The sequence below is a fragment of the Bombella saccharophila genome (assembly GCF_026385475.1).
GTDB lineage: Bacteria > Pseudomonadota > Alphaproteobacteria > Acetobacterales > Acetobacteraceae > Bombella > Bombella saccharophila.
Window position 1 is genome coordinate 1 of record NZ_JANIDW010000002.1, and the last position, 22,770, is coordinate 22,770.

Below are 22,770 nucleotides of genomic sequence, written 5' to 3' on the forward strand. Positions count from 1 at the left end.
AATGAAAAAAAGTTTTCCTTCCTCTCAAAATGGTGAATTTTGTGTAAACCACCTCCCAAATCGCTCCACACCCTCCTCCAACGATATTTGCGGAATCCATGAGGTTTGTTGACGTAGCAATGCTGTATCGGCCCATGTTGTTAAGACATCTTCAACGGGTTTGGGGGCTTTATGAATAAGAGCATCCCGCGCTAAAGCACGCTCCAACCCTCTAACAAGATCCACCACATAACGAGGCTTACCATAACCAATATTGAAGGTGCGATTCGTCCCTTCTTCTAAGGGACCCTCCATCAATAAAAGGATGGCCTCTACGACGTCATCTATATAAGTGAAGTCGCGAGCAAGGCCTACCTCTTCCCATAATGTTAGGGGAGTGCCATCTCGGATGGCACGAGCGAACTTATAACAGGCCATATCAGGCCGCCCTAATGGGCCGTACACTGTAAAAAAACGTAAGGCTGTCTGTGTAAACCCATAAAGATGGCTGTAGGTGTGCGCTGTCAGCTCATTCATCCGTTTGGTTGTTGCATAAAAAGAAGCTTGCCCTTCCACTCGCGCTGCTTCAGAAAAAGGCAACGGTGTAGATGGCCCATATACGGAAGAAGAGGAGGCATATAAAATATGCCGCAAATGCGGTAAAATACGGCATGCTTCTAATAACGAGACCTGGCCTTCTATATTGTCTTTTATATAAGCATGCGGGTTAATGCGTGATTGTCGCACGCCCGCCCGGGCAGCGAAATGCAACACAACATCAATATTTTTATGCTCTGCCAAAACGGCCGTAAGAGCCTCTTGGTCACACACATCCATCTTGATGTAATGAAACTTTTCCTCCTCCTGCAAGGAAGTCAATCTTAAAGGAACTAACGGGGGGGCCGCTTGCTCTGTATCAATCCCAAGAACGCTCCACCCTCGCGCAAGTAAGGCTTGTGCTACATGAGACCCAATAAAACCTGCCACGCCCGTTATAAAAGCTGCCCGTGATGCTCTCACTTGACTGGACTCGGCAGAGCAGAGCTTACGACATGATCGCCCACTACAATCCCCATGGACTCAGTGGTGCCGGCGGGAAGCTCTAACACAGCACGGACAGGGCCATGACTGCTAATAATACCTTCACTCAATGGTATTGTATGTTCTTCTATCGCATGAATGCGATTCTGCTCATCTATAAAGATGATATCTAATGGAACATAAGTATTCTTCATCCACATAGCCGATTCTTGAGCAGCCGGCCAAATAAATAACATACCATGATGAGCAGGAATTTCTTTACGGAACATCTCCCCTATCTCTTGCTCACGCGGTGTTTTAGCAAGCTCTACAGTAAAGAGATAATCCTGCTTTTTGTGATCTGTAATCGTCAAAGAAACCGAAGGTAATGGCGGTTGCGCTTGCGTTATCGGCTCCTCCGCATATCCAAGAGGAAACCCCAAGCTACAACATCCTATCAACAGAACTAAACGGCCTACCCAACCCCTTAATCTCATGCGCTTCCTCCTTTTTTAACCCTCGTCAAAATAAACCACTTACTGTTGAAACGCAGGGTTATGCCGGCGTTCTTCCCCAATTGTGGTAGGCAGGCCATGCCCAGGCAAAACAATTGTCTCATCAGGAAGACAGAAAAGCCGCTCCCAAATACCTTCCAATAACTGGCGTTCATTCCCGTAGGGGAAATCTGTCCGCCCGACAGTCCCCCGAAACAACGTATCCCCTGTTAAAGCAATTTTTTCTTCAGGCAGCAAAAACACCACATGCCCCGGTGTGTGACCCGGAATATGCGCAACCTCGAACTCACACCCTAAGAAGGACAAAACTTCCCTATCTTTTAAAAAGCGATCCGGCTTTACATTTTTCATCCCTCCCAATCCTAGGGATGCGGCTTGTTCTTCAACATGTTGAAGCAGGAACAAATCATCCTTTACCGGCCCTAAAATCGGCACTTCGTTGCTCTGGCGCGCCTCCAATAAGCGTTTGAGCTCCGCCGCACCGCCGACATGGTCCAAATGACCATGCGTTAGAAGAATAGCCTCCACGTGCAAGGCCTCAGCCTCTTGCGCAAGCCGCGTACTCTCCCCGCCGGGATCAATAATAACAGCGCGACCCAGCTGATTTGACAAAATAGTGCAATTTTGCCGAATCGGTGTGACTGTTACTTTCTTCAACGTTAACTTCATGAAAACATCCATGATTTACATTATGTGTAAATTATTATGTACAATTCTACGCAACACCCGGCAAGAAACCATTCATCAAAGCTCACCTTCAACGTAATTCTAACTCTCCTTTAGAGTATTAACGATAGATTAACACTTAAAACAGCCGGATATACCCTCACCGGGTAAAATACATCACCTTCTATAAGAGATTCCCTTTGTTCTTGTGGTGTTTTTAGTATTTTTCAATCTATACTTTATTAAAAAAGGTTTCCATATTATTTATATTTACTCCTATTAAATCCTGTTTAGATTTTATCTCCTTCTCTTGTTAATATTTAACTTGCCATAACCCCAACTTATCTGATATTCCCCGTGATCATTGAATAGAGTAAGGCCTTTTCGGTCAATTTTAGCAACGGGAAGATGCATTATGAGCCGCACTGGTCAACGGTTCTTTTTATCATGTTTGGTTTTTTCTGCCGCGGCATTCTGCGCTCCTAAAGCGGAGGCGCGCCACCATACGCGTCATACAGGCCGCCTTGCTAGAGCAGGCCATAAGACAGCTCATCATTTCGGGCATGGGCATGTCATACAATGTGTAGCCTATGTTCGCCAAAGTACGAATTTTAATATTCGTGGTAATGCGCGCGACTGGTGGGGGCGTGCTGAGGGTCTTTATGCCCGCGGGCAATTACCAGAAGAAGGAGCTGTACTTAGCTTCCGCCCTACACGCCGTATGCCTCTTGGTCATGTCGCTGTGGTTCGCAAACAGATTGATAGCCGCACCATCCTCATTGACCAATCCCATTGGAACTCTAACGGAATTAGCCGTAATGTTCGCGTTGTGGATGTCTCCCCTGCGAATGATTGGTCGGCTGTACGTGTTGCTCTTGCCAGTAATGATGGCCGCTTGGGTAGCATTTATCCAACACACGGCTTCATTTATGCTCGTGCAGAAGGGACACGCCCCGTTCGTGCACCGATTCGTAATGTTTTGGCCAAGAACGACGCTATAGAGACTGCATCTATCCCTAGTGAGGTTTTTGGAGATGAGGCACCGAGCCGCTCTCTCCAATAAGGTTTTTGTAAAGCGGACTCTCCATAAAGGCCGGATGCTTCCAAATTAGGGACGTCCGGCTTTATGATACGGATGCCCCGTTTGAATCGCTTGCGCCCGAAAAAGCTGCTCTGCGAGCATCACACGCACAAGCATATGAGGCCATGTCAACTTGCCTAGCGAGAAAAGAGCATCAGCACGCTGAATAATAGCGGCATCTAGCCCTTCTGCCCCGCCAATCATGAAGCACACAAGTCGGCCTGTTTCCTGCCATTGCTGTAGCTTTGCAGCAAAAACGGGACTATCCATCAGCGGGCCGCCTTCATCCAGCACAATAACAAACGCATTATCGGGACAGGCGGCTAAAAGAGCCTCTGCCTCTCGCCGTTTTTGTTCAGTAGGGGAGCCACGCCCTTGGGGAACTTCGACAACCTCAAGCTTAGGCCGCAGCCGCGCCCTATAACGTGCGAGTAACTCTTGCTCTGGCCCAGCTTTTAACTTCCCAACGGCGATGAGTTTCATACCATATGCCCCACGCCTTGTTGTCTCTTACTCAACGGCGATTTCTTCATCCGCGTGGTCAAAATCGCCGCCCCACATGCGCTCTAACGCGTAAAGCTCCCGGCTTTCTGGCATAAAGAGATGTACCACAACATCGCCAGCATCCAACAAAACCCAATCGCTCCCTTGTTCCCCTTCAATCTGCGGGCGAGCTAGCGACTCTTCTTTTAAACGGGTTTCTAAATGGTGCGCCATAGCGGAAATCTGACGCTCAGACACACCAGAGGCAATGATCATACGCTCTGCAAATCCAGCACGGCCTGTTAAATCCAATGTGACAATATTCTCAGCTTTATCCTTATCCAAACTCTCGGTAATGACGGATAAAAGACGGGCGAGCCGTGCCTCATGAGACGAAGGGGAGGAGGATTTAGTCATGGTGATAATCGTTTTTACTCCTAATGGCGCGTAAAGCCGTTGATGAAATAGCGTTTTGAGGGGCTAGTAAAAAGGTCCAGCCCGGCCCCCCTTCTGCTTTTAGCAAAAGAGACGCCCTCCTGCCATCATGACGATACCGCCGCAAAACAGAACTCGCGCGCCCTTTTAGCGCAGGGATGACACTCCCCGGCCGCGGTAATACCGCTATGGGGACCAAATGAGCCAGCTTCCGCCAACCACGCCAACGGGAGAATTGCGCTAGGCCATCCGACCCCATAAGCCATATAAAACGACAATGAGGGAAACGCTGCTTGAGCAACGCCACTGTCTTAACCGTAAAATGCTGGCCTAATTGATGCTCAATATCCACAGCGATGATGCGCCGCCCATCAGCAAGATGCCGCGCACTGGCTAAACGCTGCGCAAAAGGGGCCATCCCTATGCGGGATTTTAGCGGATTCCCCGGCGAGACCATCAGCCAAACTTGGTCTAGCTGCAAATGTGCCAAAGCTTTACGGGCAAGTTGAATATGCCCTTCATGCGCTGGATTAAACGACCCCCCAAGGAGACCAATGCGCATATGCCGCCCATCGCCGAATCGCGACATTGCTGCCCCTAAAGGACGCTTACGCGATAAGCGATGAACGGTCTGTGCCTTCATCAATAACAATCACACATTAAAGCGGAAGAGCAGCACATCGCCATCTTGTACGACATAATTCTTGCCCTCTACGCGCAATTTACCGGCCTCACGCGCACCAGCCTCGCCTTTATAGGTCACATAATCATCATAAGCGATGGTCTCACACGCAATGAAGCCACGCTCAAAATCATTATGAATCACGGCCGCGGCTTGGGGAGCTTTAGTGCCCGCGGTGATTGTCCAAGCGCGTGTCTCTTTTGGCCCAACAGTAAAATAGGTTTGTAGGCCCAAAAGCCGATAGCCAGCAGCAATTACGCGGTCTAACCCGCTATCTTTCAGCCCCAAACCATCGAGGAACTCAATGCGCTCCTCCTCCTCAAGCTGGCTGACTTCTGCCTCAATCGCCGCAGAAACAATCACAACGCCCGCCCCCTCTGCCTCGGCGCGTTTTTTCACCTTTTCTGAAAGGGCATTACCGGTGGAAGCCGCAGCCTCCTCCACATTACACACATAAAGAACAGGCTTTGTTGTCATGAGCTGAAGGCGCGCAACTTCGACCTCCTTCCCCGCAGGGATGGCCGTGCGGGCTGGTTTGCCTGCTTGCAACGCCGCTAATAGAGGCTCCATAAGCTCTAGCTGCTCTTTCGCCTCACGATCATTGCCACGGGCGCGCTTTTCCAAACCTGTTTTGCGGCGTTCTAAGCTTTCTAAATCCGCCAACATTAATTCTGTCTCGATGATGTCAGCATCACGCACAGGGTCCACACCACCCTCTACATGGGTAATGTCATCATCTTCAAAACAACGCAGCACATGGATGATGGCGTCCACCTCACGAATATTCGCAAGGAACTGATTGCCAAGCCCTTCCCCTTTGGAGGCCCCCCGCACCAGACCAGCAATATCCACAAACTCTAGGCTCGTGGGTAAAATACGCTGGGACTGCCCCACTTTAGCGAGGACCTCTAGCCGCTCATCAGGCACAGCCACGCGGCCCGTATTAGGCTCGATCGTGCAGAAAGGATAATTCGCCGATTGCGCCGAGGCCGTTTGCGTCAACGCATTAAACAAGGTGGATTTGCCAACATTGGGGAGGCCCACGATCCCACAATTGAACCCCATGCACTCTCTCCCATTTTCCTAAAATGCCGCTGTTTTATGGTCTGCCTTTATCCCATAGCAACGCGCATATTACAATTTACCTTAGCTCCGCCACAGAGCTGTCTTTGTCATAAAGGCTTCTGGCTCATCCTGCGCGAGTAATGGAGTCGCATCGGCCAGCTCATCTAACCATCGCTCTAAATCTGGCCGCTCCGTGCTAGAGAAGTCCCCCAACACATGGCCATGCACCCGCTCCCGGCTACCGGGATGGCCAATGCCTAGACGCACCCGCCAATAATTAGGGCTAGGCAATGCTTTATCCATAGAGCGCAACCCATTATGGCCCGCTGCACCGCCCCCTTGCTTGACGCGCATCTTCCCAAAAGCGAGGTCCAACTCGTCATGGAAAACAGTCATATCCTCAAGGGGGATTTTATAAAAATGCGCGGCTTGCTGCACGCTCTCGCCAGAGAGATTCATGTAGGTCAGCGGCTTGAGGAGAAGAATCTTCTGCCGCCCGACCATGCCTTCTGCCGTCTCCCCGCGGAAACGCTTACGCCACGGACTAAAACCGTGGCGTAGCGCAATCGCATCAACAGCCATAAAGCCGATATTATGCCGGTTGCGGCTCATTGATGCGCCCGGGTTACCGAGTCCGATCCAGAGCTTCACAACCGTTCAACCTCTTTATTTGGACTCAGCTGCGGCGGCTTCACCCTCGCCCTCAGCAGTATCCTCTGGCTCTTCATCCACTGTTGGTGGAGCGATAGAGGCAATCACGAAGTTAGGGATATGCAACGTCGGTGTTGCATGCTCCGTACCTTGGAGGTCATCCCAACGCACATTGTCGTTGATGTCCAGCTTGCTGAGGTCCACAGTGAAATGCTCTGGAATATTCTCAACAGGTACTTCCACATCCACAGAGTGACGGGCAATGTTCAACACACCACCGCGCTTAATGCCGGGGGCGTCTTCCTCACCGGTAAAGGTGATGCCAACCTGCACATGCACGCTCTGGCCGGGGACCAAACGCAGGAAGTCGATATGAATCGGCGCATCAGACACCGGATGGAACTGAATATCACGAATCAGCGCGTGAACTTGCTCACCACCAATATTGAACTGATAAAGGCGGGACTGCCAGCTACCGCGATGCAGCTCCTTCATGATGATGCGGGGGTCGATGGAGACGAGGGCCGGCTCCTTCTTACCACCATATACCACGCCAGGGACGAGCCCTTCACGTCGTGTAGCGCGCGCTGCCCCCTTACCTGCTTTGGCGCGCTGGGAGATCTCCAGTGTCGTTATTTTCGCCACGTTATACGCTCCTGCGTTCTAAAAATGAGTATAACCGTACGGCCTCCAGGGGTGCCTACGGCTGCTCTGCCCTAGCCGAAAAATACATAAAAGACAATTTTTTTATCACGATGATGGTGTAATTGCTCGAATAATAGAAAGCTGCCGCCCTGTTCGCCCATCACCTCTCAATGTGGCCCGGCGATGGCTGAAGAAGCATGTTTCCGCTGCGGTATCACGCTCTACCCACTCTGCGCGCACATGAAGAGCCTCTAACCGCGCAAGACAAAATGCAGGAAGGTCGAACTGGTAATGCCCAGTACGTGCAGCCGGTGTAAAGAACCTCCCCCCAGAGGACTCATGAGCGGGATCATGAGCCAATACAGCGCACCGCATATCCTCACCGACCTCGTAAGAAGCAGACGCAATGCACGGGCCAATCACGGCGCGAATCCCCTCGGCCCCCAAAGCGCGCATCTGCTGTACCGTAGCTTCCAACACACCAGCTACAGCCCCGCGCCACCCCGCATGAGCAGCCCCAACAACACGCCCATCATGCGAGGCAAATAACACAGGCGCGCAATCTGCTGTGGCAATCCCTAGTGCAATGGTGGGGCAGTCCGTCACCAGGCCGTCCCCTTCTGGTAAGGCACCATAAGAGAAGGACGGCACATCTTCAGAGCCTCGCAACGTCACGACCTCTGCCCCATGCACTTGTTGGAGGGCGGCAAGATGCACCTCCTCCACCCCCACAAGCGCGGCAATACGCTGTCTATTTGCCTGCACATAGGTAGGGTCATCCTGCGTATTGACCCCGCCATTCAAACTCTCATAAGGCGCGCGGGACACGCCGCCTTGCCGCAAGCAAAAGCCATGCGGGACAGGCAATAAAGATGAATGAATGACCGGAGGCAAACTCATGACGTTACCCAATCACGCTCCTGCGCAGGACGGCGGAAGGCATAGACCATCAGCGCAATCCCCGCGATGGCCATAGGCACACAGAGCAACTGCCCCATTGTGGTGCCCCCAGCAAGGAAGCCGATATTATCATCAGGCTGACGGAACAGCTCACAAAAGGCGCGTGCGCACGCATAACCAAAAAGGAACAAGCCAGAGAGAAAGCCCGCTCGTGCCCGCAAAACAGGCCGCCCTACGGCAATCAACATAATGATGAATAATAAAAGCCCCTCTGTTAGGGCCTCATATAACTCAGAAGGATGGCGCGGCTCTGGCCCAACGGCTGGGAAAATCATCGCCCATGGCACCGCATGGACTACAGGCCGGCCCCATAATTCCCCATTGATGAAATTAGCACAACGGCCTAGCCCCAACCCAATGGGCACCACCACGACAATCCGATCTGCAAAGGCAAGGAAGTTCAGACGCCGCCGCCACGTAAACCAAGCCAGCGCGATAATGACCCCTGCTGCCCCACCATGAAAGGACATGCCGCCCCGCCATGTTGCAAAAATCTGCAACGGATGAGCCAGGAAGAAAAGAGGGCGATAAAAAAGGACATAGCCTAAACGCCCCCCCACCAATACGCCAAGCACGGCATAGACGAGGAAGTCATCCACCGCTGTACGAGACGCAACCTTCGGCCCTAATTGAACCAACTTCCGTGCGATAGGTAAGGCTATAAGAAATGCCGTTATATAAGCAAGCGCATACCAACGGACCACCAATGGCCCTAAATGAAACGCCACCGGGTCCAACCCCGGAAAGATAAGCGGTTGTGTCACAAATACGGCCTTCCTGATGCCAGATAATCTTCAATATAACAGCGGATACCATCTTCTAAGCTGGTAAAGGGTGCATCATACCCCGCTTTACGCAGTGCCTTCATATCCGCCTGCGTAAAAGATTGATACTGCCCCTGTAAGCTTTCTGGCATGGGGATATACTCTATATTTACCCTTTTCCCTGCCGCATCGCATACAGCCCGCGCAAGGGATTCATAAGAGCGTACCTGCCCTGTCCCGCAGTTAAACAACCCACTGACTGTAGGATGCTCCAGCAGCCAGAGCAGCACCTTCACCACATCCCCAACCCAGATGAAATCCCGCTTCTGCTCGCCATCGGCTAAGCCGGGTTTATCTGATTGAAAGAGCCGCACAGGGTTGCCAGCCATGAGCTCATCATATTTTACCTTAATGACCGAAATCATCCGCCCTTTATGATATTCATTCGGCCCATAGACGTTAAAGAACTTCAACCCCGCCCATTGCGGGGGAGTAGGCTCGCCTGCCTCTATCGTCCGCTTTACCCAGAGGTCGAACGCGTGCTTAGACCAGCCATATAAATTGAGTGGTTGGAGTGCCTCGATAGACTCCAACCCATCCTGAAAGAGGGCGGGTTGGTCTGCCGCGCCATAGGTCGCTGCGGAAGATGCGTAGAGAAAGGGAACTCCCTGCTCTGCACACCACCGCCATAACTGCTGAGAGAGAGCAACATTACTCTGCCATACAAGGTCACCATCCCGCGCTGTAGTCTCGCTAATGGCCCCCATATGAATGACAGCCTCCACCCCCTTCGCCTCTGCCAAAAACGCCGTTAAGCCCTCTGGTGGGACAATGCAATGAGGAGGGTGCGTAGCAAGGTTACGCCATTTGCCTTGGTCGTGAAGATAATCCACAATAACAGTCCGCCGCCCCTGCTGAAACAAAGCCTGATGCAGACAAGACCCAATAAATCCGGCTCCACCGGTGACGATAATCATTCTTCCTGTATAGTCTGGTAGAAAGCGGCATCCAACATAAGAACGCACAGAAATGAGGGAGAATTGGTTGACAGACCTACCTTTGCTTCTGAAAGAATTGCGACAGACAGATAGGTCCGTTTTAAAAGACCACCTATAAAGGAGTTGATCATATGGCTACACGCCCCCGTTTTTTTGACGATATAGCCGGCTTTGCTGGGACGGCGTTCTCTGCTGCGACTGGTGTACGCGAGGAGATTCATACGCTTATTCGCAGCCAGATTAACGAGATTCTTTTCTCCCTCAATCTTGTACGCCGTGATGAGTTTGAGGCCGTGCAAGAAATGGCAAGCCACGCTCGCCTCGCCCAAGAAAAGGCCGAGCATCGCCTCGCTGCGTTAGAAGCCCGCTTAGACGAGTTAGAGCAAAGCCTTACTGCTCCTCCCTCACAGCGTTAATCCACCCCTTTAGGAATTCGTTATGACCATCCCTACACTTCTTCTCGTTGGTTGCGGCAAAATGGGCGGGGCTCTTATGCGTGGGTGGGTGAGCAGCCCAATCCCGCCACGCATCTTTATCCTGGACCGCAAGCTCCAAGACGCCCCAGCAGGATGCACCATCTTCCGCACGCCAGAGGAGATTACGCCTGACGTAAAACCCGATATTATCGTGCTGGCCGTTAAACCTGCGGGGGCAGAGGCGATGCTCTCATCCCTTAAAACCGTTTTGGGCGAGCGGATGAATCATACAGCTCTCCTCTCTGTCATGGCTGGTAAGAGCTGCGAAAAACTAGCAAGCTGGTGTGGCCGTGCGGATATGCCTGTCATTCGCACCATGCCCAATACGCCATCCTGCGTTGGGGCTGGGGCAACGGGGCTTTATGCCTCCCCCCATGTCAGCCAAGTGCAAAAGGACCTCGCTATCCGCTTGATGGAACAAGTGGGTACCGTTGTCCCCGTCCCGCATGAGGAGGACCTCCGTACCGTCATTGCCATTGCTGGCTCTGCCCCGGCTTATATATTCTACCTTGCTGAATTGCTGGAGAAAGTCGGGCAAGATTTCGGCTTAGACGCTCATGCTTCACGTGCTCTTGTCCGCGGCATGATTTATGGTGTTGGCAAGATGCTCCATGAACTTCCTGAAGATGCAGAAACACTCCGCAAAAACGTCACCAGCCCCAACGGCACAACCGCTGCGGCTTTAAGCGTCTTTATGAAGGAAGAGCATTGGCCACGCCTCATCCCTGAAGCGGCCAAAGCTGCAATTAAACGCTCACGCGAGCTTGATGATTAACCATCCCATCGGACCGGTGGAACATAACCCGCTCTATCGGTCCATCTCACACGCTTAGGCATAAAACGCATAATGATGACCAATTCCCCCCACGACCCTTCTTTTGACAGGGCGATGATTGATGCCACGTTACAGCTTACTCAACAGCATGGTTGGCAGCGTACCTCCCTCGTAGAGGCAGCGCGCGAGGCGGGGTTACCCCTCGCCCGTATACGCCAACGCTTCCCCTTTAAAGCGATGGTTTTATTACGCCTGAATCGCCAAATTGATGAGGCCGCCCTCTGCGGGGAAAGCTATGGCACAACCGTACGGGACCGACTTTTTGACCTCCTCATGCGCCGGTTTGATGCGATGCAGGATTATCGCCCGGGCCTATGCGCTGTCATGCACACTCTCCCCCGTGACCCAGCCCTAGCAGCCTTCCTCGCTGCAACGACTATGGAGAGCCTACGCTGGATTGCCGATGCAGCCGGGCTAGAGTGCCGCGGCTTAGGGGGCATCATCCGCCAAAATGCTCTACTCGCCTTATGGTCTCGTGCCCTTGTCAGTTGGGAAAAAGATAATTCGCCGGATCTCTCTGCGACCATGCAAACACTTGACCAAGCCCTTACCCGTGCGGAACGGCTAAGCTTGCTCAAAGGCGCATCAAACGCTCATCCTGTCGATGCCCCCGCAGATGCAGAGGGAGGCTTGCCCGACCACATTATCTCCAAAGATGAGGATGAGACCCTATAAGAACTAAGATAAAAAAAATATCTTAACCGCTCTTTACCCATCCTTCCGTTCAGGATAATAAGGGGGCCAGCGTTGGGGCGTAGCCAAGCGGTAAGGCAGCGGATTTTGATTCCGCCATGCGGAGGTTCGAATCCTCCCGCCCCAGCCAATATTTTCCCTAGATAATCAAACAAAAAAATACCGCCTCTTTAGAGGGCGGCGTTTTATGCACTACTCTATAAAAAATCGCCCCTTTTAAAGGGGCGATTTTTATCAGAATTTGTGGAAGTCTTTTGGATGAAGCTGCTGCTGATCCAAGAAGGTGATTTGACCCTGATCATTCGGTAGATCAACCGTCACATTACCACCTGTGATAGTCTGATGCTCCAACATCTGACCAATCTCTTGCTGGGTAGCTTTAAGCCCAACCTGATTGCCAGCGGCCTTCCCAAAATCAGCGATGGTGTAATGACCACCCTTATTATTTAGGAATTGGAAGAGATTGGCAGACCCGCTACCACCACTCAACGTCGCACCAGCATTTGTTCCATCAACTGTGTTCTGCACCGAAATTGTATCGGCAGCAGTCCCACCTTTGATTGTATCCCCAACACCAGCAAAAGCATCAAGCGACTGGTGAGAATTTGATGCATCGAAGAGGATATTATCAGCCCCTGGTGCATTCCCATAAAACTCAGGGCGGAATACACTCTCACCAGACGTCCCCTGCTGCGCATAATGATACACGCTATTGGCCGTCCCAAAGATCGTAGCATTGTCCCCGACTGTACGAGTCCCAGAGCCAACACCGCCTAGGAAGCTTAATGTCCCACCAAGCGAAAGCTGGCTAGAACTCGCACCAATCCCATCCCCAGCAGCAGAAATAGTATCCTGCCCCGCTAGAAAACTAGCTTGAGGTGCATCATCCTCCGCGTCGAACCCCATGCGTAAATCAATTACGCCGTTGTTCAGACCATTAGACAGGGATGACATCCCACCTTCATAATCACCAAGGCCAGAACGCCCCAGCAGCGACTGAAATGAGCTTGCGAACATCGCGTCAAGAGACTGAGCCCCCTGACCAGGAAGGCACACATGACACTGCTGATTCGAACCAGGAATCGTTGGAATTGCCAAGAGACTACACCTTACACAACACGATCACATTTACTCAGACAGGCGACTAACTACCCCTCAACTGAGGCTTCATCACCCTTCCTAAGCACTAGGAAGAATTACTAACCTTAATGGCTCCCTCACGTCAGAATTGAGGAAACATTATGGCAATTCAAAAGCCTCTAACCGAGAGATAGATGCCAGAAAAGCCAATGCAATCTGCACCATATCGCATGAATGAGTAACAGAATAATTAACTAATCACAAACAATTTGTTTTCGATTCTTTTTTTTATGTCGCACTCAACTATACGCCAAATTCTGCGGGTGAGAATCGCAAGATTCCGGCAGCTATCGTCCCTGTAAACGGATACAACACTCAATATGCTCTTAAAAATCTATTTATAATTACAATAAGTTCGACTCGAGTAATTCAAGTTCTTTTGACCATAGAGTCGCCGTACCGTCCGATGGCGCACGCCAATCGCCCCGAGGCGATAAGCTCCCCCCTGCAACAACTTTCGGGCCGTTAGGCATGGCCGACCGCTTAAATTGGCTTGTGCCAAAGAATCGCTTTAGAAAAACGCGACTCCAATGGATGATTGTTGGCAGATCATAAGCAATACGGTCTTGCTCTGGGTAATTAAGGGGCCACTCACCCTTTTTTGCATCGCCCCACGCATGTAATTGCAAGAAGGCAATCTTCTTGGGTGCGAATCCATAACGCAGAACATAATAAAGCGTGAAATCTTGCAACGCGTATGGGCCAATCATTTGTTGGGTACTTTGCACACCCTGCCCCTGATTCGGCACAAGCTCTGGGCTAATCTCTGCTGCGACAATCGACTCCAACACCGCACGCGCTGCCGGAGATACGCTCTTATCATGACCCGAGGCCCAGCGAATCACATGCTGGATGAGCGTCTTAGGCAGGCCCGCATTAACATTATAATGAGCCATCTGGTCACCGACTCCATAGGTACACCAGCCCAAAGCTAGCTCGGACATATCGCCCGTACCGATGACCAACCCTTGATGATGATTGGCTAAACGGAAAAGAAAATCCGTCCTTAACCCTGCCTGTACATTCTCAAAGGTAATGTCATATACAGCTTCGCCACGCCCATAAGGGTGATCAATCGCTGCCAACATGGCCTGCGCGGTCGGCCGGATATCCAGCTCTCCAGCACGCACCCCCAAACTCTCCATCAAGCCATGCGCTAACGCGAGGGACTCGCCACCTGTGGCAAAGCCGGGCATGGTCCGGGCGATAATTTGCGTCCGCTCCCAGCCAAGACAATCCGCCGCTTTAACAGCCACCAAGAGGGCCAGCGCACTATCTAACCCACCTGACACGCCAATAATCATTGTTTTGGCATGAGCGGCTTTTAACCGCTGGCACAAAGCATGGACCTGAATATTCCATGCTTCCCGGCAATCTTGCTCACATAAAGCGGGGCGCGAAGGCACAAAGGGGAAGCGTGGCACCTCACGCTTTAACCCCCAATCCTTAAGAGGAGGATTTACGGCAAAGCGAATCCGGCGAAAGTTTTTCGCTTGAGTTGATGCGAAATACCCCGTCTGGAGTCGCTCCTGCCGCAAACGGTCGAGGTCTATATCAGCGACCACCATATCCCCTTTCGGGGCAAAACGGTCTGATTGGGCAAGGCACTCCCCGGCCTCATAAATCAAAAGCTGCCCATCCCATGCGAGGTCCGTTGTCGATTCCCCCACCGTGGCAGCGGCATAAAGATACGCACTACTCGTCCGCATAGACTGTGCAGCACATAATAAAGCGCGATGCTCGGCGCGCCCAACCGTTACGGGAGAGGCAGAAAGATTCGCAATAACGGTCGCCCCAGCCACCGCCAAAGCCCCGCTTGGTGGTTGCGGTGCCCAGAGGTCCTCACAAATCTCCACCCCGAGGGTTAAACCGGCAATATCCTCTGCCTCAAAAAGCAAATCGGCCCCAAAAGGCACCTCTTGCGTACCAAGCCTGATCGTACCAGAACAACCCGCCCCGCTGGTGAAATGCCGTGTTTCGTAAAACTCGCGATAACGTGGGAGCATAATCTTCGGCACAACGCCCAAAATACGGCCTTTATGAAAGATAACCGCGCAATTATAGAGGCTATCCCCCCAGCGCAATGGCATCCCAACAATGCCAACGCTCATGAGGTGAGCCGTGCGCTCCACCAAGGCTAACAAAGCCTCTTGGCTGCGCTCTAACATCAGTTGCTGGAAGAACAAATCCTCCAACGTATAGCCTGTCAGCCCTAATTCTGGGAAAACCGCAATCGCAACCGCTTGCTCATGGCACCGCTCTAACCATTGCTGAATCACTATGGCGTTATGATGAGGCTCGCCCAGCGTAATCGGCGTTGTACATGCAGCAACCCGTGCAAAGCCTTGCCGGTATAAGCATAAGAACTCATCTAAAGCCATAACCGCCTCTCCCGCGCTTGCTATCTATAATCTCATGCGTCCACTTGTTGCCGCACAAAGCGGAATAACCGCCATGTTTCCCACAGTGCGAGAACAAACACACCAAACGCATAAAGAGCCGCAAGACTCGTCAGTGACACAGGCAAACCCAACGGGTAATCGGGCTGGTCGCAAGGTTTAGTCGGATGAGCGGGTAAATGTGCCATCCAGTCTTTAAAATCATGCGCTTCGACAGGGGTCACTTGGCATTCCGCCGCGGGGCTGGGCCAAAGCCCATGCTCTACGCCCACATGCAAAATACCTAACCCCACACTCACCAACAAACACACCAACCCTATACAAGCAAGCCAACGCGCATAACGCGGGGAAAAGACTAGAACCAACACGCCAATCCCTATCAGCACCCGCCACGGCCCACGCTCCCACAAGCACAGCTCACAAGGGACCATATGCAAGAAATTTTCCGCAATGAAGGCAATAAGAAGAGCAAAGAGGGCGGATAGAATATAAAGCCCTCCAACACGCCATACAGCACGTATCTGTTGTTTATCCGTAAACAGCATGCCCCTCTCCTTCTTTTATAAACATCACGATGCTTCCATCCACCATACCCCTATGGGGTGGAAAAAGCACTTCATCCCCTCACACCATCCCCTTAGGGCTGCGTCCCTTCACCCTGCCCAGCCTGCGGTGCTGGGGCAGGTGTTGGCGGTAATAAAGAGACGGGCCCAGATGCCCCATTATCCCCTTGATGAACATTCTGCCCTGCCGTGGGAGAGGAGGACTTGCCCTCGCCATCGGCCTCCACATGTGGGGCCCCTGCTGTTGCAACCGACGGTACAGATGGATGGGGCAACGGCCCTACCATAGGGGCCACAGCATCACCATCGCATGAGACGACCTGCACATCATATAACGCCCCAGCATAAGCCCCTAAAGCGGGGTCATTGGTAAACATCCATCCCTCAAATGTAGGGCTGCCAGCCTCTTGGTTTTCCTCAATCTTTACCTGCGCTGCGGCTTGGGCGGGAAGGCCTTCAGGTTTTTGCAAGCAACGCTCTAACGTTAAGGACAAAGTGCCATATTGCACCACCTCCCCAACATGCAGCGAGACAAGCCCGACATGAGAATCCAACCGCCGCATAATGCGCATCACCGCCTGATTACGCCCCTGCCAACTTGTTGCGGGATACATCGCAGGAGGGGCTACAGCACGCACACCCTCAGCATGGAGAGCAGGAAGTCCCCCACCTAGCACACTCCCCACAAGGCACGCCATCATCCCCCGCAGATGCAGCTTTACCGACTCTATACTAATCATCATTCCCCAACGCCTCCCCACCAGCAGCCCCTGCTCTGCTGTCACTCTTTACGGCTTCACTCAACATTTCGGCCATGAGCTGCTCCATACGCTGGCGTAAATAACCCGGAGCCACACCCATCAGTAAAGCATCCATGCAAGCCTCTTTTATAACCTGCCTTAATTCCTCTTCATTCTCACGCAGAACACGCAACTTGCTCGTACAATGAATAGGCAGACCACCACCATCGAGCCATTCTTGTGCTTCTAAAGGTAATGTCACGGTCCTGGAGCCACATGCGCAGGGGCAGCATCACTCCCTGCGGAGGGCGCTGCGCTAGGTGGTGTCTTTTTCTGCAACGAATCTGTGACGGAGAAAATAAACTTGCTCAGGAGTTGCTCCAAACTAATCGCCCCTTGCGTTTCCCCAATCACACCATCTGCCTTAAGCATAGACGTCTCCCCCCCTGGGGTAAGAGCGATATATTTCCCCCCCAATAAGGAGTCCGAGGTAATAATGGCGCCACTATCAGCAGGTAATTGAATATTCGGCGCAACTGTGAAGGTAACATCTGCTTGAAAATTATGCGGGTCCACCTGCAAATGCCGCACATGGCCAACCGTCACACCCGCTAGACGTACGTCGGAGCCTACGCCTAGCCCATCAATATGACTAAAAGCAGCATGAAGTGGATAACCTTGGTCCTGCGGATGCTGCCGCCCAATAAAGGCTATAACAATCAATACAGCTAATATGGCCACTGCCACTAGTCCGACAACAAGCTCTAGCCGGTCTCGCCCTGTTCGCCTTATAGACATATCACCCGCGCTACCCAAAGCCATTACATTCCCCTTCCTGCCATAAACCCATTACACATAGCATGATCTCTAACGCTCTAGCGGACTCCACGTGCTACGTCCAATACCATGCACATATGCTGCTATTTTTTTCTCTACCCCTCACCGCTAAAAAGTTATCCCCTATATCCCCGCTTTCTCAGCAGCTTATGCCCGTTATCCCCTTTTGATGATGGTTCCCTCCTTACAAGTTCCCCACTAAATTTAACCCTATGAAAGCGCATCTTCACTGGAATGGCGTTCATATGAGAACGCTACAAACAAGCATAGACCCGGACAGCGCAAACCTGCGTTCGGTCACCATTCCCTCTGTATGGAGTGATGATGCCGCTCAGGCACTCATCCAACTCACGACAACGGAGGGCGGGGCACTCCGCCTTGCTACCGAAGCTGCACGATGGGTTGACCTCATAGATTCCACACCACCCTTGCCTCATAGTGCAGAGGAAACATCATCCATTGGGCGCAGCCTGTCCTGCTTGCTCCTTATGCAACATATGGCTCCCAATGCCGCTTTATGGCGTGCTGACCCCGACGAGCAGGCTGGTTTTATCGTTAAATTATCAAGCTTTGTACAAGATGGTCTTTTCGCCACTGAACATTTCGCCGCCTGCTTAAAACTCGCTTGCGATAGTCTGAGACGTTTAGACGCAGCGCAACGGCCTTATCGTAGCGGGGAATTGCCCCTTTTTGATGACCCAGCCCCTTTCCATCACGATAATACCCCTGTTGGCCTCCTCTTATTGACCGACCTTGATGCCTGCCTTGCTGCTCTCGGTATGGATTATGACAGCCCAGAAGGGCGTGATTTTGCAAAGGCCATAAGCCAGCTTACGCGCCTCATCACACATTCGGGCACCTCAAAGCCAGCAACATGTTTTGAGTGCCCACAATTTCCAGATATCGAAAAAACAGCCATAGCCATTAGCAGCGCAACGCAGGGTATCACAGGCCTTGCCCCTCTTGAGACAGGCTTCTCCACCCCCGGGGCGGTTGATGCTCTCTTAGATGTCGAAGCCTGTGGCATCGGGCCTATCTTCTCGCTTGTCGGCCCTAATGGTACCTTACGGGCCTCCACCTTAAACCGCCTTGCTCATAAAGGGCTTTCGCCAGAATCTGCCTTAGCCCTTGTGCTAGATGGGCAAAACCCCCTTCATCCCGCAGGAGCGGAAGCTCATGCTCGTATGCATGAGGCTGTCCTTCCTTTTTGTGATCATCTCCCTGCTTTACCAGAGCCTGAAATAGATGACCTAAAAGATAAGCTAGGCCGTGGCGTCCGCCGCCCCTTACCAATGCGCCAAAGTGGATTTAGCCAACGCACCTCCATTGGTGGGCATCGCCTCTTTATGAGAACGAGCGAATTTGAAGATGGCAGCCTCGCCGCGCTCTCCCTTACCCCACCGCGTGAAAGCCCCATGGCACGGGGCCTTATGGAATGTTTTAGTCAGGCTGTTAGCATCGGTCTGCAATGTGGCGTGCCTTTAAATACTTTTGTGGAGCAATTTGCTTATTCTCGCTTCGGTGCGTGCGGCACGGTTGAGGGCGATGATGTTGCTCGTTATGCAACATCCATGCTGGATTATGCCTTCCGTGCGTTATCGGATGCTTATCTAGGCCAGCGCATGCCCGATGCCCCAGCAGAGCCCCATGATGAGCCCAAAGCTCCCCCTATGCTTCCATTTGGCCCGGAGCAGCATAAACCATCATCCCGCTCTAAAAATCACACGTTACGTCTTGTAAGTTAAAGGCTGATTTTCCACAGGAAATTAACAGCTCTTCGCTCAGCGGGCAGGAGGGATGCATGCGCAGCGTTGACAGAATGACGTAGCCCTGTCTAGCTTCTTCCATTCGGCCCGCAATAATGCGGGGCGTTTTGGGGTATTGTAGCGTGAGTCACCACGACACAACCAAAGCTAGCCAGTTTGATGAGCGCCTTGCTCATATGGAGCAAAAGCTGACCCCAAAAAACACCCCCAAAAAAACAGCTGCCTTATCCGAAGATTCTGCATTGGGAATGGCCTTCCGTATTGCAAGCGACCTTATTGCTGGTGTTGTCGTCGGTTTAGGTATTGGTTATGAACTTGACCAATGGACAGGACGCAAGCCTGTGTTTATGATTGTGTTCACCATGCTTGGCATGGCAGCCGGCTTTCGGAATGTTTGGCGTATTGTGAATGTTTCAGATGTCCCTGCTACGGGGGCACATAAAAACGGGAGAGACCAGCGTGGCCAGCGGATCGAAGATTGACGCGCTCGGGCAGTTTGAACTGCATCCGATTTTGGGTTCCTTCGGTGAGACACTGAAGCTGTCCCAATCCCCGCTATTTATGGTGATCTCTGCCGCTGTTGTGTTGGCATTCCTTTATATCGGGATGAAACCCAAGGCTGTTGTCCCGGGCCGTCTGCAAGCTGCGGCTGAAGTAAGCTACGACTTCATCCACGGTTTAGCCGTCGATACTATCGGAGAAGCTGGAACGAACTTTTTCCCCTTTGTATTTGCGCTCTTCTTTTTCATCCTCGCGGGGAATTACATCGGCCTGTTGCCTTTCTCTTTTACCTTCACCAGCCATATTGTTGTTACGCTGGCGATGGCAATGGCCGTGTTCATCCTCTGCATCGTGACCTCTTTACGGGTTCAAGGGTTGGATTTCTTTAAGCACTTCATGCCCGAGGGAGCCCCGATGGCTCTTTCTCCACTGCTTGTCCCTATTGAGATCCTCTCCTACATCTCCCGGCCTATCAGCCTATCCATTCGTCTTTTTGCGAATATGGTTGCTGGGCATGTGTTGCTGGAGGTTTTTGCAAGTTTTACGATCATGCTTGCCGGTCTTGGCGTTGTCGGCGATGTGCTGGCAATTACCCCTGTTGTACTCAACATTGCTTTGACGGCACTTGAGCTGCTGGTAGGGCTTTTACAGGCTTATGTTTTTGCCATCCTTACCTGCATTTACCTGCGTGAGGCTGTTGCTCATTAACATGGGCGATATGTCTCCACGTTTCTCTTTGTCCTGTCCTTATAAAGGAAGCTGAACCATGGATCTTCTTCATCCCGCTCGTGAGATTGGTGCCGGTCTTGCCGTGATTGCTCTCGCCGGTGTTGGTGCTGGTATCGGTAACATCTTTGCTGCTTTGGTAAACTCCATCGCCCGCAATCCCGCTTCCCGTCCGCATGTGTTCGGCCTGGGTATGCTTGGCTTCGCCCTGACAGAGGCTATCGCTCTCTTTGCTCTGCTAATCGCCTTCCTTATTCTCTTCGTCTGAGGGCAGGACCAATGCGCCTTACGCCTCGTTTCCTCCTGTCTGCCGCTGCCCCCCTTGCGGCCTTGCCGGGCCGGGCCGTGGCAGAAGGCATGCCCCAGCTCCACTTTAATGACCCTTACGTACAGGGCCAGGTGGTCTGGGGTGCCATTATCTTCTTCATATTCTACTTGCTATTGAGCCGTTCTGCGCTGCCGCGTGTCGCTAATGTGCTCAAAGCACGTGATCAACGCATCAAAAGCGACTTGGACCTTGCCCGCCGTGCTAAGCAAAATGCGGACCAAGCCCAGCATGAACTCTGTGAAGCCCGAGATAAAGCTTTTGATGACGCTCATGCCATCATCCAAGAGATTCGTGATTCTGCTAAAAAGAATATTCAACAGCAGGTACACGAAACAATGGCACGCCTTAACGCAGAGATTCAGAACGCCGAGTCTCGCATCGCGCTATCCCGCAGCAAAGCTCTCAGCCATGTTAATGAGATTGCTACGAGTACGGCTACCGCACTTGTGGAGCATCTCGTCGGCAAAGCCGATCATCAAACGATCGCTTCTGCTGTAGAGCGCGCTCACGTTACAGGAGATGATCATGTTGCATGAACCCCGCTTTTGGTCATCTCTCGCCTTCGTTCTGTTTTTTGTCATTTTCGGACGGAAGCTATGGGCGGTTATAACCTCCAAGCTTGATGAACGCGCAGATGAAATCCGCAAAAACTTAGATGAGGCAACGCGCCTTCGGCGTGAAGCAGAGCAAATGCTTGAAGATTCTAAGCGTGATCTCAAACACGCGCAGGAAGAGGCACAGCAACTCATCGCGTCATCCAGCCTAGAGGCTCAAAATCTGCGTGCTCAAGCTGAACGTGATGTGGATGATATGGTCGCACGGCATGAGAAAATGGCCCGCGAGCGCATCCATGTGGCCGAGCAAATGGCTCTCCGTGATATTCGTGAGCAAGCGACGGCTCTAGCCCTTGCTGCGGCAAAGGATATCCTTCGTCAACAAATTACGGAAGATACCGACCTTGCCCATAAGCTCATCACCGATGGATTAAAACAACTTCCGCAGGCCCTTGGTGATAAAGCTGCATAAGATACGACATAATGACAGCCAGTAAGCCATACAGTCCCTTACTGGCTGTCGTTGTTACCGTTTTTAATGAATGCGACAATATTCTGCCTGTCTGCGAAGAGATCCGCTCTGCTTTAAAAGAGCTCCCTTCGGCGGAAGTTATTTTCGTTAATGATGGCAGCACAGATAACACCCAACAAAAACTCTTAGAAGCTAGGGCTCATCTGCTTCCCAATTTGCGCATTCTAGCGCACCCTAACCGTTTAGGGAAATCCACAGCACTGCGTACGGCCATCCGTGCTGCGCGTGCTCCATGGATCGCAACCATGGATGGCGATGGCCAAGATGACCCCGCCTTTATTAAGACTATGCTTTTGGCCGTCCAGCCATACGAAACCACAGAACAAGATAATGCCCCCTTCCCGCTGGTTGTTGGGGTTCGTTGTAAACGACGCGATCCCCCTTCCCGCCGTTTTGCCACATGGTTTGCAAATACCCTCCGCCAACGGCTGCTACACGATAATTGTCCCGATACAGGTGGGCCTCTAAAGCTCTTCCGGCGGGAGTTATTCCTCTCCCTGCCCCATTTTGAGGGTATGCACCGTTTCCTACCCGCTTTGATGCAAAGCTATGGTGCTCCTCTCATCTGTATAGCCACACAACATCGCGCGCGGCTGCATGGTTACTCCAAATATAATAATATGAATCGCGCTCTTGTTGGTATTCGAGACCTCTTAGGCGTATTGTGGCTCCGCAAACGGACGCACCGCCCCCCACCGTTTATAGAACTCTGACCTCCCTACAAGCCCAGCTTCTT

The 22,770-nt window shown here is 52.0% G+C and carries 29 protein-coding genes and 1 tRNA gene; 12 read left to right on the forward strand and 18 right to left on the reverse strand.

Features of this window, described 5'->3' with window-relative positions; translation table 11 throughout:
- Nucleotides 1-24 precede the first annotated feature (24 nt).
- From NQF64_RS04240 to NQF64_RS04250, 3 genes are all read right to left on the reverse strand, one after another.
- The gene (locus NQF64_RS04240; RefSeq protein ID WP_266106598.1) at nt 25-999 is read right to left on the reverse strand and encodes an SDR family NAD(P)-dependent oxidoreductase; all 975 of its coding nucleotides are present in this window, start codon (nt 997-999) and stop codon (nt 25-27) included.
- Nucleotides 996-1,373 carry a DUF192 domain-containing protein gene (locus NQF64_RS04245; RefSeq protein ID WP_266106599.1) on the reverse strand — a complete coding sequence of 126 codons (378 nt, stop codon included), beginning with the start codon at nt 1,371-1,373 and terminating at the stop codon, nt 996-998. The genes NQF64_RS04240 and NQF64_RS04245 overlap by 4 nt, the downstream gene beginning before the upstream one ends.
- Nucleotides 1,374-1,535: 162 nt before the next feature.
- Nucleotides 1,536-2,183 carry an MBL fold metallo-hydrolase gene (locus NQF64_RS04250; RefSeq protein WP_407651806.1) on the reverse strand — a complete coding sequence of 216 codons (648 nt, stop codon included), beginning with the start codon at nt 2,181-2,183 and terminating at the stop codon, nt 1,536-1,538.
- A gap of 412 nt (nt 2,184-2,595) precedes the next feature.
- Between NQF64_RS04250 and NQF64_RS04255 the strand changes: the two genes are divergently transcribed.
- Nucleotides 2,596-3,243 carry a CHAP domain-containing protein gene (locus tag NQF64_RS04255; RefSeq protein WP_266106601.1) on the forward strand — a complete coding sequence of 216 codons (648 nt, stop codon included), beginning with the start codon at nt 2,596-2,598 and terminating at the stop codon, nt 3,241-3,243.
- 45 nt (nt 3,244-3,288) lie between these two features.
- On the opposite strand, the gene NQF64_RS04260 is transcribed toward NQF64_RS04255, so the two are convergent.
- The 9 genes from NQF64_RS04260 to rfaD all read right to left on the reverse strand — a co-directional run bounded on the left by NQF64_RS04260 (nt 3,289) and on the right by rfaD (nt 9,923).
- Nucleotides 3,289-3,744 carry a 23S rRNA (pseudouridine(1915)-N(3))-methyltransferase RlmH gene (locus tag NQF64_RS04260; protein WP_266106602.1) on the reverse strand — a complete coding sequence of 152 codons (456 nt, stop codon included), beginning with the start codon at nt 3,742-3,744 and terminating at the stop codon, nt 3,289-3,291.
- A 27-nt stretch (nt 3,745-3,771) separates the two neighbouring features.
- Nucleotides 3,772-4,161, reverse strand: a complete 390-nt coding sequence (rsfS, locus tag NQF64_RS04265; protein WP_099026661.1) for a ribosome silencing factor — start codon at nt 4,159-4,161, stop codon at nt 3,772-3,774.
- Entirely contained in the window at nt 4,154-4,741 is a 588-nt protein-coding gene (locus NQF64_RS04270) for a nicotinate-nucleotide adenylyltransferase (protein WP_407651819.1), read from the reverse strand. Before NQF64_RS04270 ends, rsfS begins: the two co-directional genes overlap by 8 nt.
- A gap of 90 nt (nt 4,742-4,831) precedes the next feature.
- Nucleotides 4,832-5,926 carry a redox-regulated ATPase YchF gene (gene ychF, locus NQF64_RS04275; protein WP_099026660.1) on the reverse strand — a complete coding sequence of 365 codons (1,095 nt, stop codon included), beginning with the start codon at nt 5,924-5,926 and terminating at the stop codon, nt 4,832-4,834.
- An 81-nt stretch (nt 5,927-6,007) separates the two neighbouring features.
- Entirely contained in the window at nt 6,008-6,577 is a 570-nt protein-coding gene (pth, locus tag NQF64_RS04280) for an aminoacyl-tRNA hydrolase (protein ID WP_266106603.1), read from the reverse strand.
- Between the two features lie 15 nt (nt 6,578-6,592).
- Nucleotides 6,593-7,222: a 50S ribosomal protein L25/general stress protein Ctc gene (locus NQF64_RS04285; protein WP_099026658.1), complete on the reverse strand. Its 630-nt coding sequence runs from the start codon at nt 7,220-7,222 to the stop codon at nt 6,593-6,595.
- Between the two features lie 105 nt (nt 7,223-7,327).
- Nucleotides 7,328-8,122: a peptidoglycan editing factor PgeF gene (gene pgeF, locus NQF64_RS04290; protein WP_266106604.1), complete on the reverse strand. Its 795-nt coding sequence runs from the start codon at nt 8,120-8,122 to the stop codon at nt 7,328-7,330.
- Nucleotides 8,119-8,946 carry a prolipoprotein diacylglyceryl transferase gene (gene lgt, locus NQF64_RS04295; protein ID WP_266106605.1) on the reverse strand — a complete coding sequence of 276 codons (828 nt, stop codon included), beginning with the start codon at nt 8,944-8,946 and terminating at the stop codon, nt 8,119-8,121. Before lgt ends, pgeF begins: the two co-directional genes overlap by 4 nt.
- A complete protein-coding gene (rfaD, locus tag NQF64_RS04300) occupies nt 8,943-9,923 on the reverse strand; it encodes an ADP-glyceromanno-heptose 6-epimerase (protein ID WP_266106606.1) in 981 nt (326 codons plus the stop codon). Before rfaD ends, lgt begins: the two co-directional genes overlap by 4 nt.
- A 152-nt stretch (nt 9,924-10,075) precedes the next feature.
- On the opposite strand from rfaD, the gene NQF64_RS04305 reads away from it, so the two are divergent.
- The 4 genes from NQF64_RS04305 (at nt 10,076) to NQF64_RS04320 (ending at nt 12,078) form a co-directional block, all read left to right on the forward strand.
- Nucleotides 10,076-10,360 (forward strand): accessory factor UbiK family protein, encoded by a 285-nt coding sequence (locus NQF64_RS04305; RefSeq protein ID WP_099026655.1) that lies wholly within the window; start codon nt 10,076-10,078, stop codon nt 10,358-10,360.
- A 22-nt stretch (nt 10,361-10,382) separates the two neighbouring features.
- Entirely contained in the window at nt 10,383-11,195 is an 813-nt protein-coding gene (gene proC / locus NQF64_RS04310) for a pyrroline-5-carboxylate reductase (RefSeq protein ID WP_266106607.1), read from the forward strand.
- A gap of 72 nt (nt 11,196-11,267) precedes the next feature.
- Nucleotides 11,268-11,930 (forward strand): TetR family transcriptional regulator, encoded by a 663-nt coding sequence (locus NQF64_RS04315; RefSeq protein ID WP_266106608.1) that lies wholly within the window; start codon nt 11,268-11,270, stop codon nt 11,928-11,930.
- A 73-nt stretch (nt 11,931-12,003) separates the two neighbouring features.
- A tRNA-Gln gene (locus NQF64_RS04320) sits at nt 12,004-12,078 on the forward strand.
- A gap of 104 nt (nt 12,079-12,182) precedes the next feature.
- On the opposite strand, the gene NQF64_RS04325 is transcribed toward NQF64_RS04320, so the two are convergent.
- From NQF64_RS04325 to mlaD, 6 genes are all read right to left on the reverse strand, one after another.
- Nucleotides 12,183-12,965: a hypothetical protein gene (locus NQF64_RS04325; RefSeq protein ID WP_266106609.1), complete on the reverse strand. Its 783-nt coding sequence runs from the start codon at nt 12,963-12,965 to the stop codon at nt 12,183-12,185.
- A gap of 467 nt (nt 12,966-13,432) precedes the next feature.
- Nucleotides 13,433-15,469 (reverse strand): NAD(+) synthase, encoded by a 2,037-nt coding sequence (locus NQF64_RS04330; protein WP_266106610.1) that lies wholly within the window; start codon nt 15,467-15,469, stop codon nt 13,433-13,435.
- A gap of 32 nt (nt 15,470-15,501) precedes the next feature.
- A complete protein-coding gene (locus tag NQF64_RS04335) occupies nt 15,502-16,032 on the reverse strand; it encodes a disulfide bond formation protein B (protein WP_099026651.1) in 531 nt (176 codons plus the stop codon).
- A 92-nt stretch (nt 16,033-16,124) separates the two neighbouring features.
- Nucleotides 16,125-16,793, reverse strand: coding sequence for a DUF2155 domain-containing protein (locus NQF64_RS04340; protein ID WP_266106611.1), 669 nt, complete (start codon nt 16,791-16,793; stop codon nt 16,125-16,127).
- The gene (locus tag NQF64_RS04345) at nt 16,783-17,052 is read right to left on the reverse strand and encodes a hypothetical protein (protein ID WP_180794210.1); all 270 of its coding nucleotides are present in this window, start codon (nt 17,050-17,052) and stop codon (nt 16,783-16,785) included. Before NQF64_RS04345 ends, NQF64_RS04340 begins: the two co-directional genes overlap by 11 nt.
- Nucleotides 17,049-17,612: an outer membrane lipid asymmetry maintenance protein MlaD gene (gene mlaD, locus NQF64_RS04350; protein WP_099026649.1), complete on the reverse strand. Its 564-nt coding sequence runs from the start codon at nt 17,610-17,612 to the stop codon at nt 17,049-17,051. The genes NQF64_RS04345 and mlaD overlap by 4 nt, the downstream gene beginning before the upstream one ends.
- A 227-nt stretch (nt 17,613-17,839) precedes the next feature.
- On the opposite strand from mlaD, the gene NQF64_RS04355 reads away from it, so the two are divergent.
- The 7 genes from NQF64_RS04355 (at nt 17,840) to NQF64_RS04385 (ending at nt 22,747) form a co-directional block, all read left to right on the forward strand.
- Nucleotides 17,840-19,372 carry a TSCPD domain-containing protein gene (locus tag NQF64_RS04355; protein ID WP_266106612.1) on the forward strand — a complete coding sequence of 511 codons (1,533 nt, stop codon included), beginning with the start codon at nt 17,840-17,842 and terminating at the stop codon, nt 19,370-19,372.
- A 143-nt stretch (nt 19,373-19,515) separates the two neighbouring features.
- The gene (locus tag NQF64_RS04360) at nt 19,516-19,875 is read left to right on the forward strand and encodes an AtpZ/AtpI family protein (protein ID WP_180794209.1); all 360 of its coding nucleotides are present in this window, start codon (nt 19,516-19,518) and stop codon (nt 19,873-19,875) included.
- On the forward strand, nt 19,853-20,602 hold the full coding sequence (locus NQF64_RS04365; protein WP_266106613.1) for a F0F1 ATP synthase subunit A: 750 nt from the start codon (nt 19,853-19,855) through the stop codon (nt 20,600-20,602). Before NQF64_RS04360 ends, NQF64_RS04365 begins: the two co-directional genes overlap by 23 nt.
- Before the next feature lie 58 nt (nt 20,603-20,660).
- Complete coding sequence (locus NQF64_RS04370; RefSeq protein ID WP_018979931.1) at nt 20,661-20,888, forward strand: ATP synthase subunit C family protein; 228 nt, start codon at nt 20,661-20,663, stop codon at nt 20,886-20,888.
- Between the two features lie 11 nt (nt 20,889-20,899).
- Nucleotides 20,900-21,484 carry a F0F1 ATP synthase subunit B family protein gene (locus NQF64_RS04375; RefSeq protein ID WP_099026645.1) on the forward strand — a complete coding sequence of 195 codons (585 nt, stop codon included), beginning with the start codon at nt 20,900-20,902 and terminating at the stop codon, nt 21,482-21,484.
- On the forward strand, nt 21,474-21,974 hold the full coding sequence (locus NQF64_RS04380; protein WP_266106614.1) for a F0F1 ATP synthase subunit B family protein: 501 nt from the start codon (nt 21,474-21,476) through the stop codon (nt 21,972-21,974). Before NQF64_RS04375 ends, NQF64_RS04380 begins: the two co-directional genes overlap by 11 nt.
- Nucleotides 21,975-21,985: 11 nt before the next feature.
- A complete protein-coding gene (locus tag NQF64_RS04385) occupies nt 21,986-22,747 on the forward strand; it encodes a glycosyltransferase family 2 protein (protein WP_099026643.1) in 762 nt (253 codons plus the stop codon).
- Nucleotides 22,748-22,770: the final 23 nt, after the last annotated feature.

What these genes read in the sequence shown, in the direction of transcription:
- NQF64_RS04330 (WP_266106610.1), bottom strand. Translation starts at nt 15,469, where the DNA reads ATGGCTTTAGATGAGTTCTTATGCTTATACCGGCAAGGCTTTGCACGG.
- NQF64_RS04385 (WP_099026643.1), top strand. Translation starts at nt 21,986, where the DNA reads ATGACAGCCAGTAAGCCATACAGTCCCTTACTGGCTGTCGTTGTTACC.
- ychF (WP_099026660.1), bottom strand. Translation starts at nt 5,926, where the DNA reads ATGGGGTTCAATTGTGGGATCGTGGGCCTCCCCAATGTTGGCAAATCC.
- NQF64_RS04335 (WP_099026651.1), bottom strand. Translation starts at nt 16,032, where the DNA reads ATGCTGTTTACGGATAAACAACAGATACGTGCTGTATGGCGTGTTGGA.
- NQF64_RS04340 (WP_266106611.1), bottom strand. Translation starts at nt 16,793, where the DNA reads ATGATGATTAGTATAGAGTCGGTAAAGCTGCATCTGCGGGGGATGATG.
- NQF64_RS04370 (WP_018979931.1), top strand. Translation starts at nt 20,661, where the DNA reads ATGGATCTTCTTCATCCCGCTCGTGAGATTGGTGCCGGTCTTGCCGTG.
- NQF64_RS04315 (WP_266106608.1), top strand. Translation starts at nt 11,268, where the DNA reads ATGATGACCAATTCCCCCCACGACCCTTCTTTTGACAGGGCGATGATT.
- NQF64_RS04325 (WP_266106609.1), bottom strand. Translation starts at nt 12,965, where the DNA reads ATGTTCGCAAGCTCATTTCAGTCGCTGCTGGGGCGTTCTGGCCTTGGT.
- pgeF (WP_266106604.1), bottom strand. Translation starts at nt 8,122, where the DNA reads ATGAGTTTGCCTCCGGTCATTCATTCATCTTTATTGCCTGTCCCGCAT.
- rsfS (WP_099026661.1), bottom strand. Translation starts at nt 4,161, where the DNA reads ATGACTAAATCCTCCTCCCCTTCGTCTCATGAGGCACGGCTCGCCCGT.
- rfaD (WP_266106606.1), bottom strand. Translation starts at nt 9,923, where the DNA reads ATGATTATCGTCACCGGTGGAGCCGGATTTATTGGGTCTTGTCTGCAT.
- NQF64_RS04260 (WP_266106602.1), bottom strand. Translation starts at nt 3,744, where the DNA reads ATGAAACTCATCGCCGTTGGGAAGTTAAAAGCTGGGCCAGAGCAAGAG.
- mlaD (WP_099026649.1), bottom strand. Translation starts at nt 17,612, where the DNA reads ATGGCTTTGGGTAGCGCGGGTGATATGTCTATAAGGCGAACAGGGCGA.
- NQF64_RS04380 (WP_266106614.1), top strand. Translation starts at nt 21,474, where the DNA reads ATGTTGCATGAACCCCGCTTTTGGTCATCTCTCGCCTTCGTTCTGTTT.
- NQF64_RS04270 (WP_407651819.1), bottom strand. Translation starts at nt 4,741, where the DNA reads ATGCGCATTGGTCTCCTTGGGGGGTCGTTTAATCCAGCGCATGAAGGG.
- NQF64_RS04255 (WP_266106601.1), top strand. Translation starts at nt 2,596, where the DNA reads ATGAGCCGCACTGGTCAACGGTTCTTTTTATCATGTTTGGTTTTTTCT.
- NQF64_RS04305 (WP_099026655.1), top strand. Translation starts at nt 10,076, where the DNA reads ATGGCTACACGCCCCCGTTTTTTTGACGATATAGCCGGCTTTGCTGGG.
- NQF64_RS04375 (WP_099026645.1), top strand. Translation starts at nt 20,900, where the DNA reads ATGCGCCTTACGCCTCGTTTCCTCCTGTCTGCCGCTGCCCCCCTTGCG.
- NQF64_RS04250 (WP_407651806.1), bottom strand. Translation starts at nt 2,183, where the DNA reads ATGAAGTTAACGTTGAAGAAAGTAACAGTCACACCGATTCGGCAAAAT.
- NQF64_RS04355 (WP_266106612.1), top strand. Translation starts at nt 17,840, where the DNA reads ATGAAAGCGCATCTTCACTGGAATGGCGTTCATATGAGAACGCTACAA.
- proC (WP_266106607.1), top strand. Translation starts at nt 10,383, where the DNA reads ATGACCATCCCTACACTTCTTCTCGTTGGTTGCGGCAAAATGGGCGGG.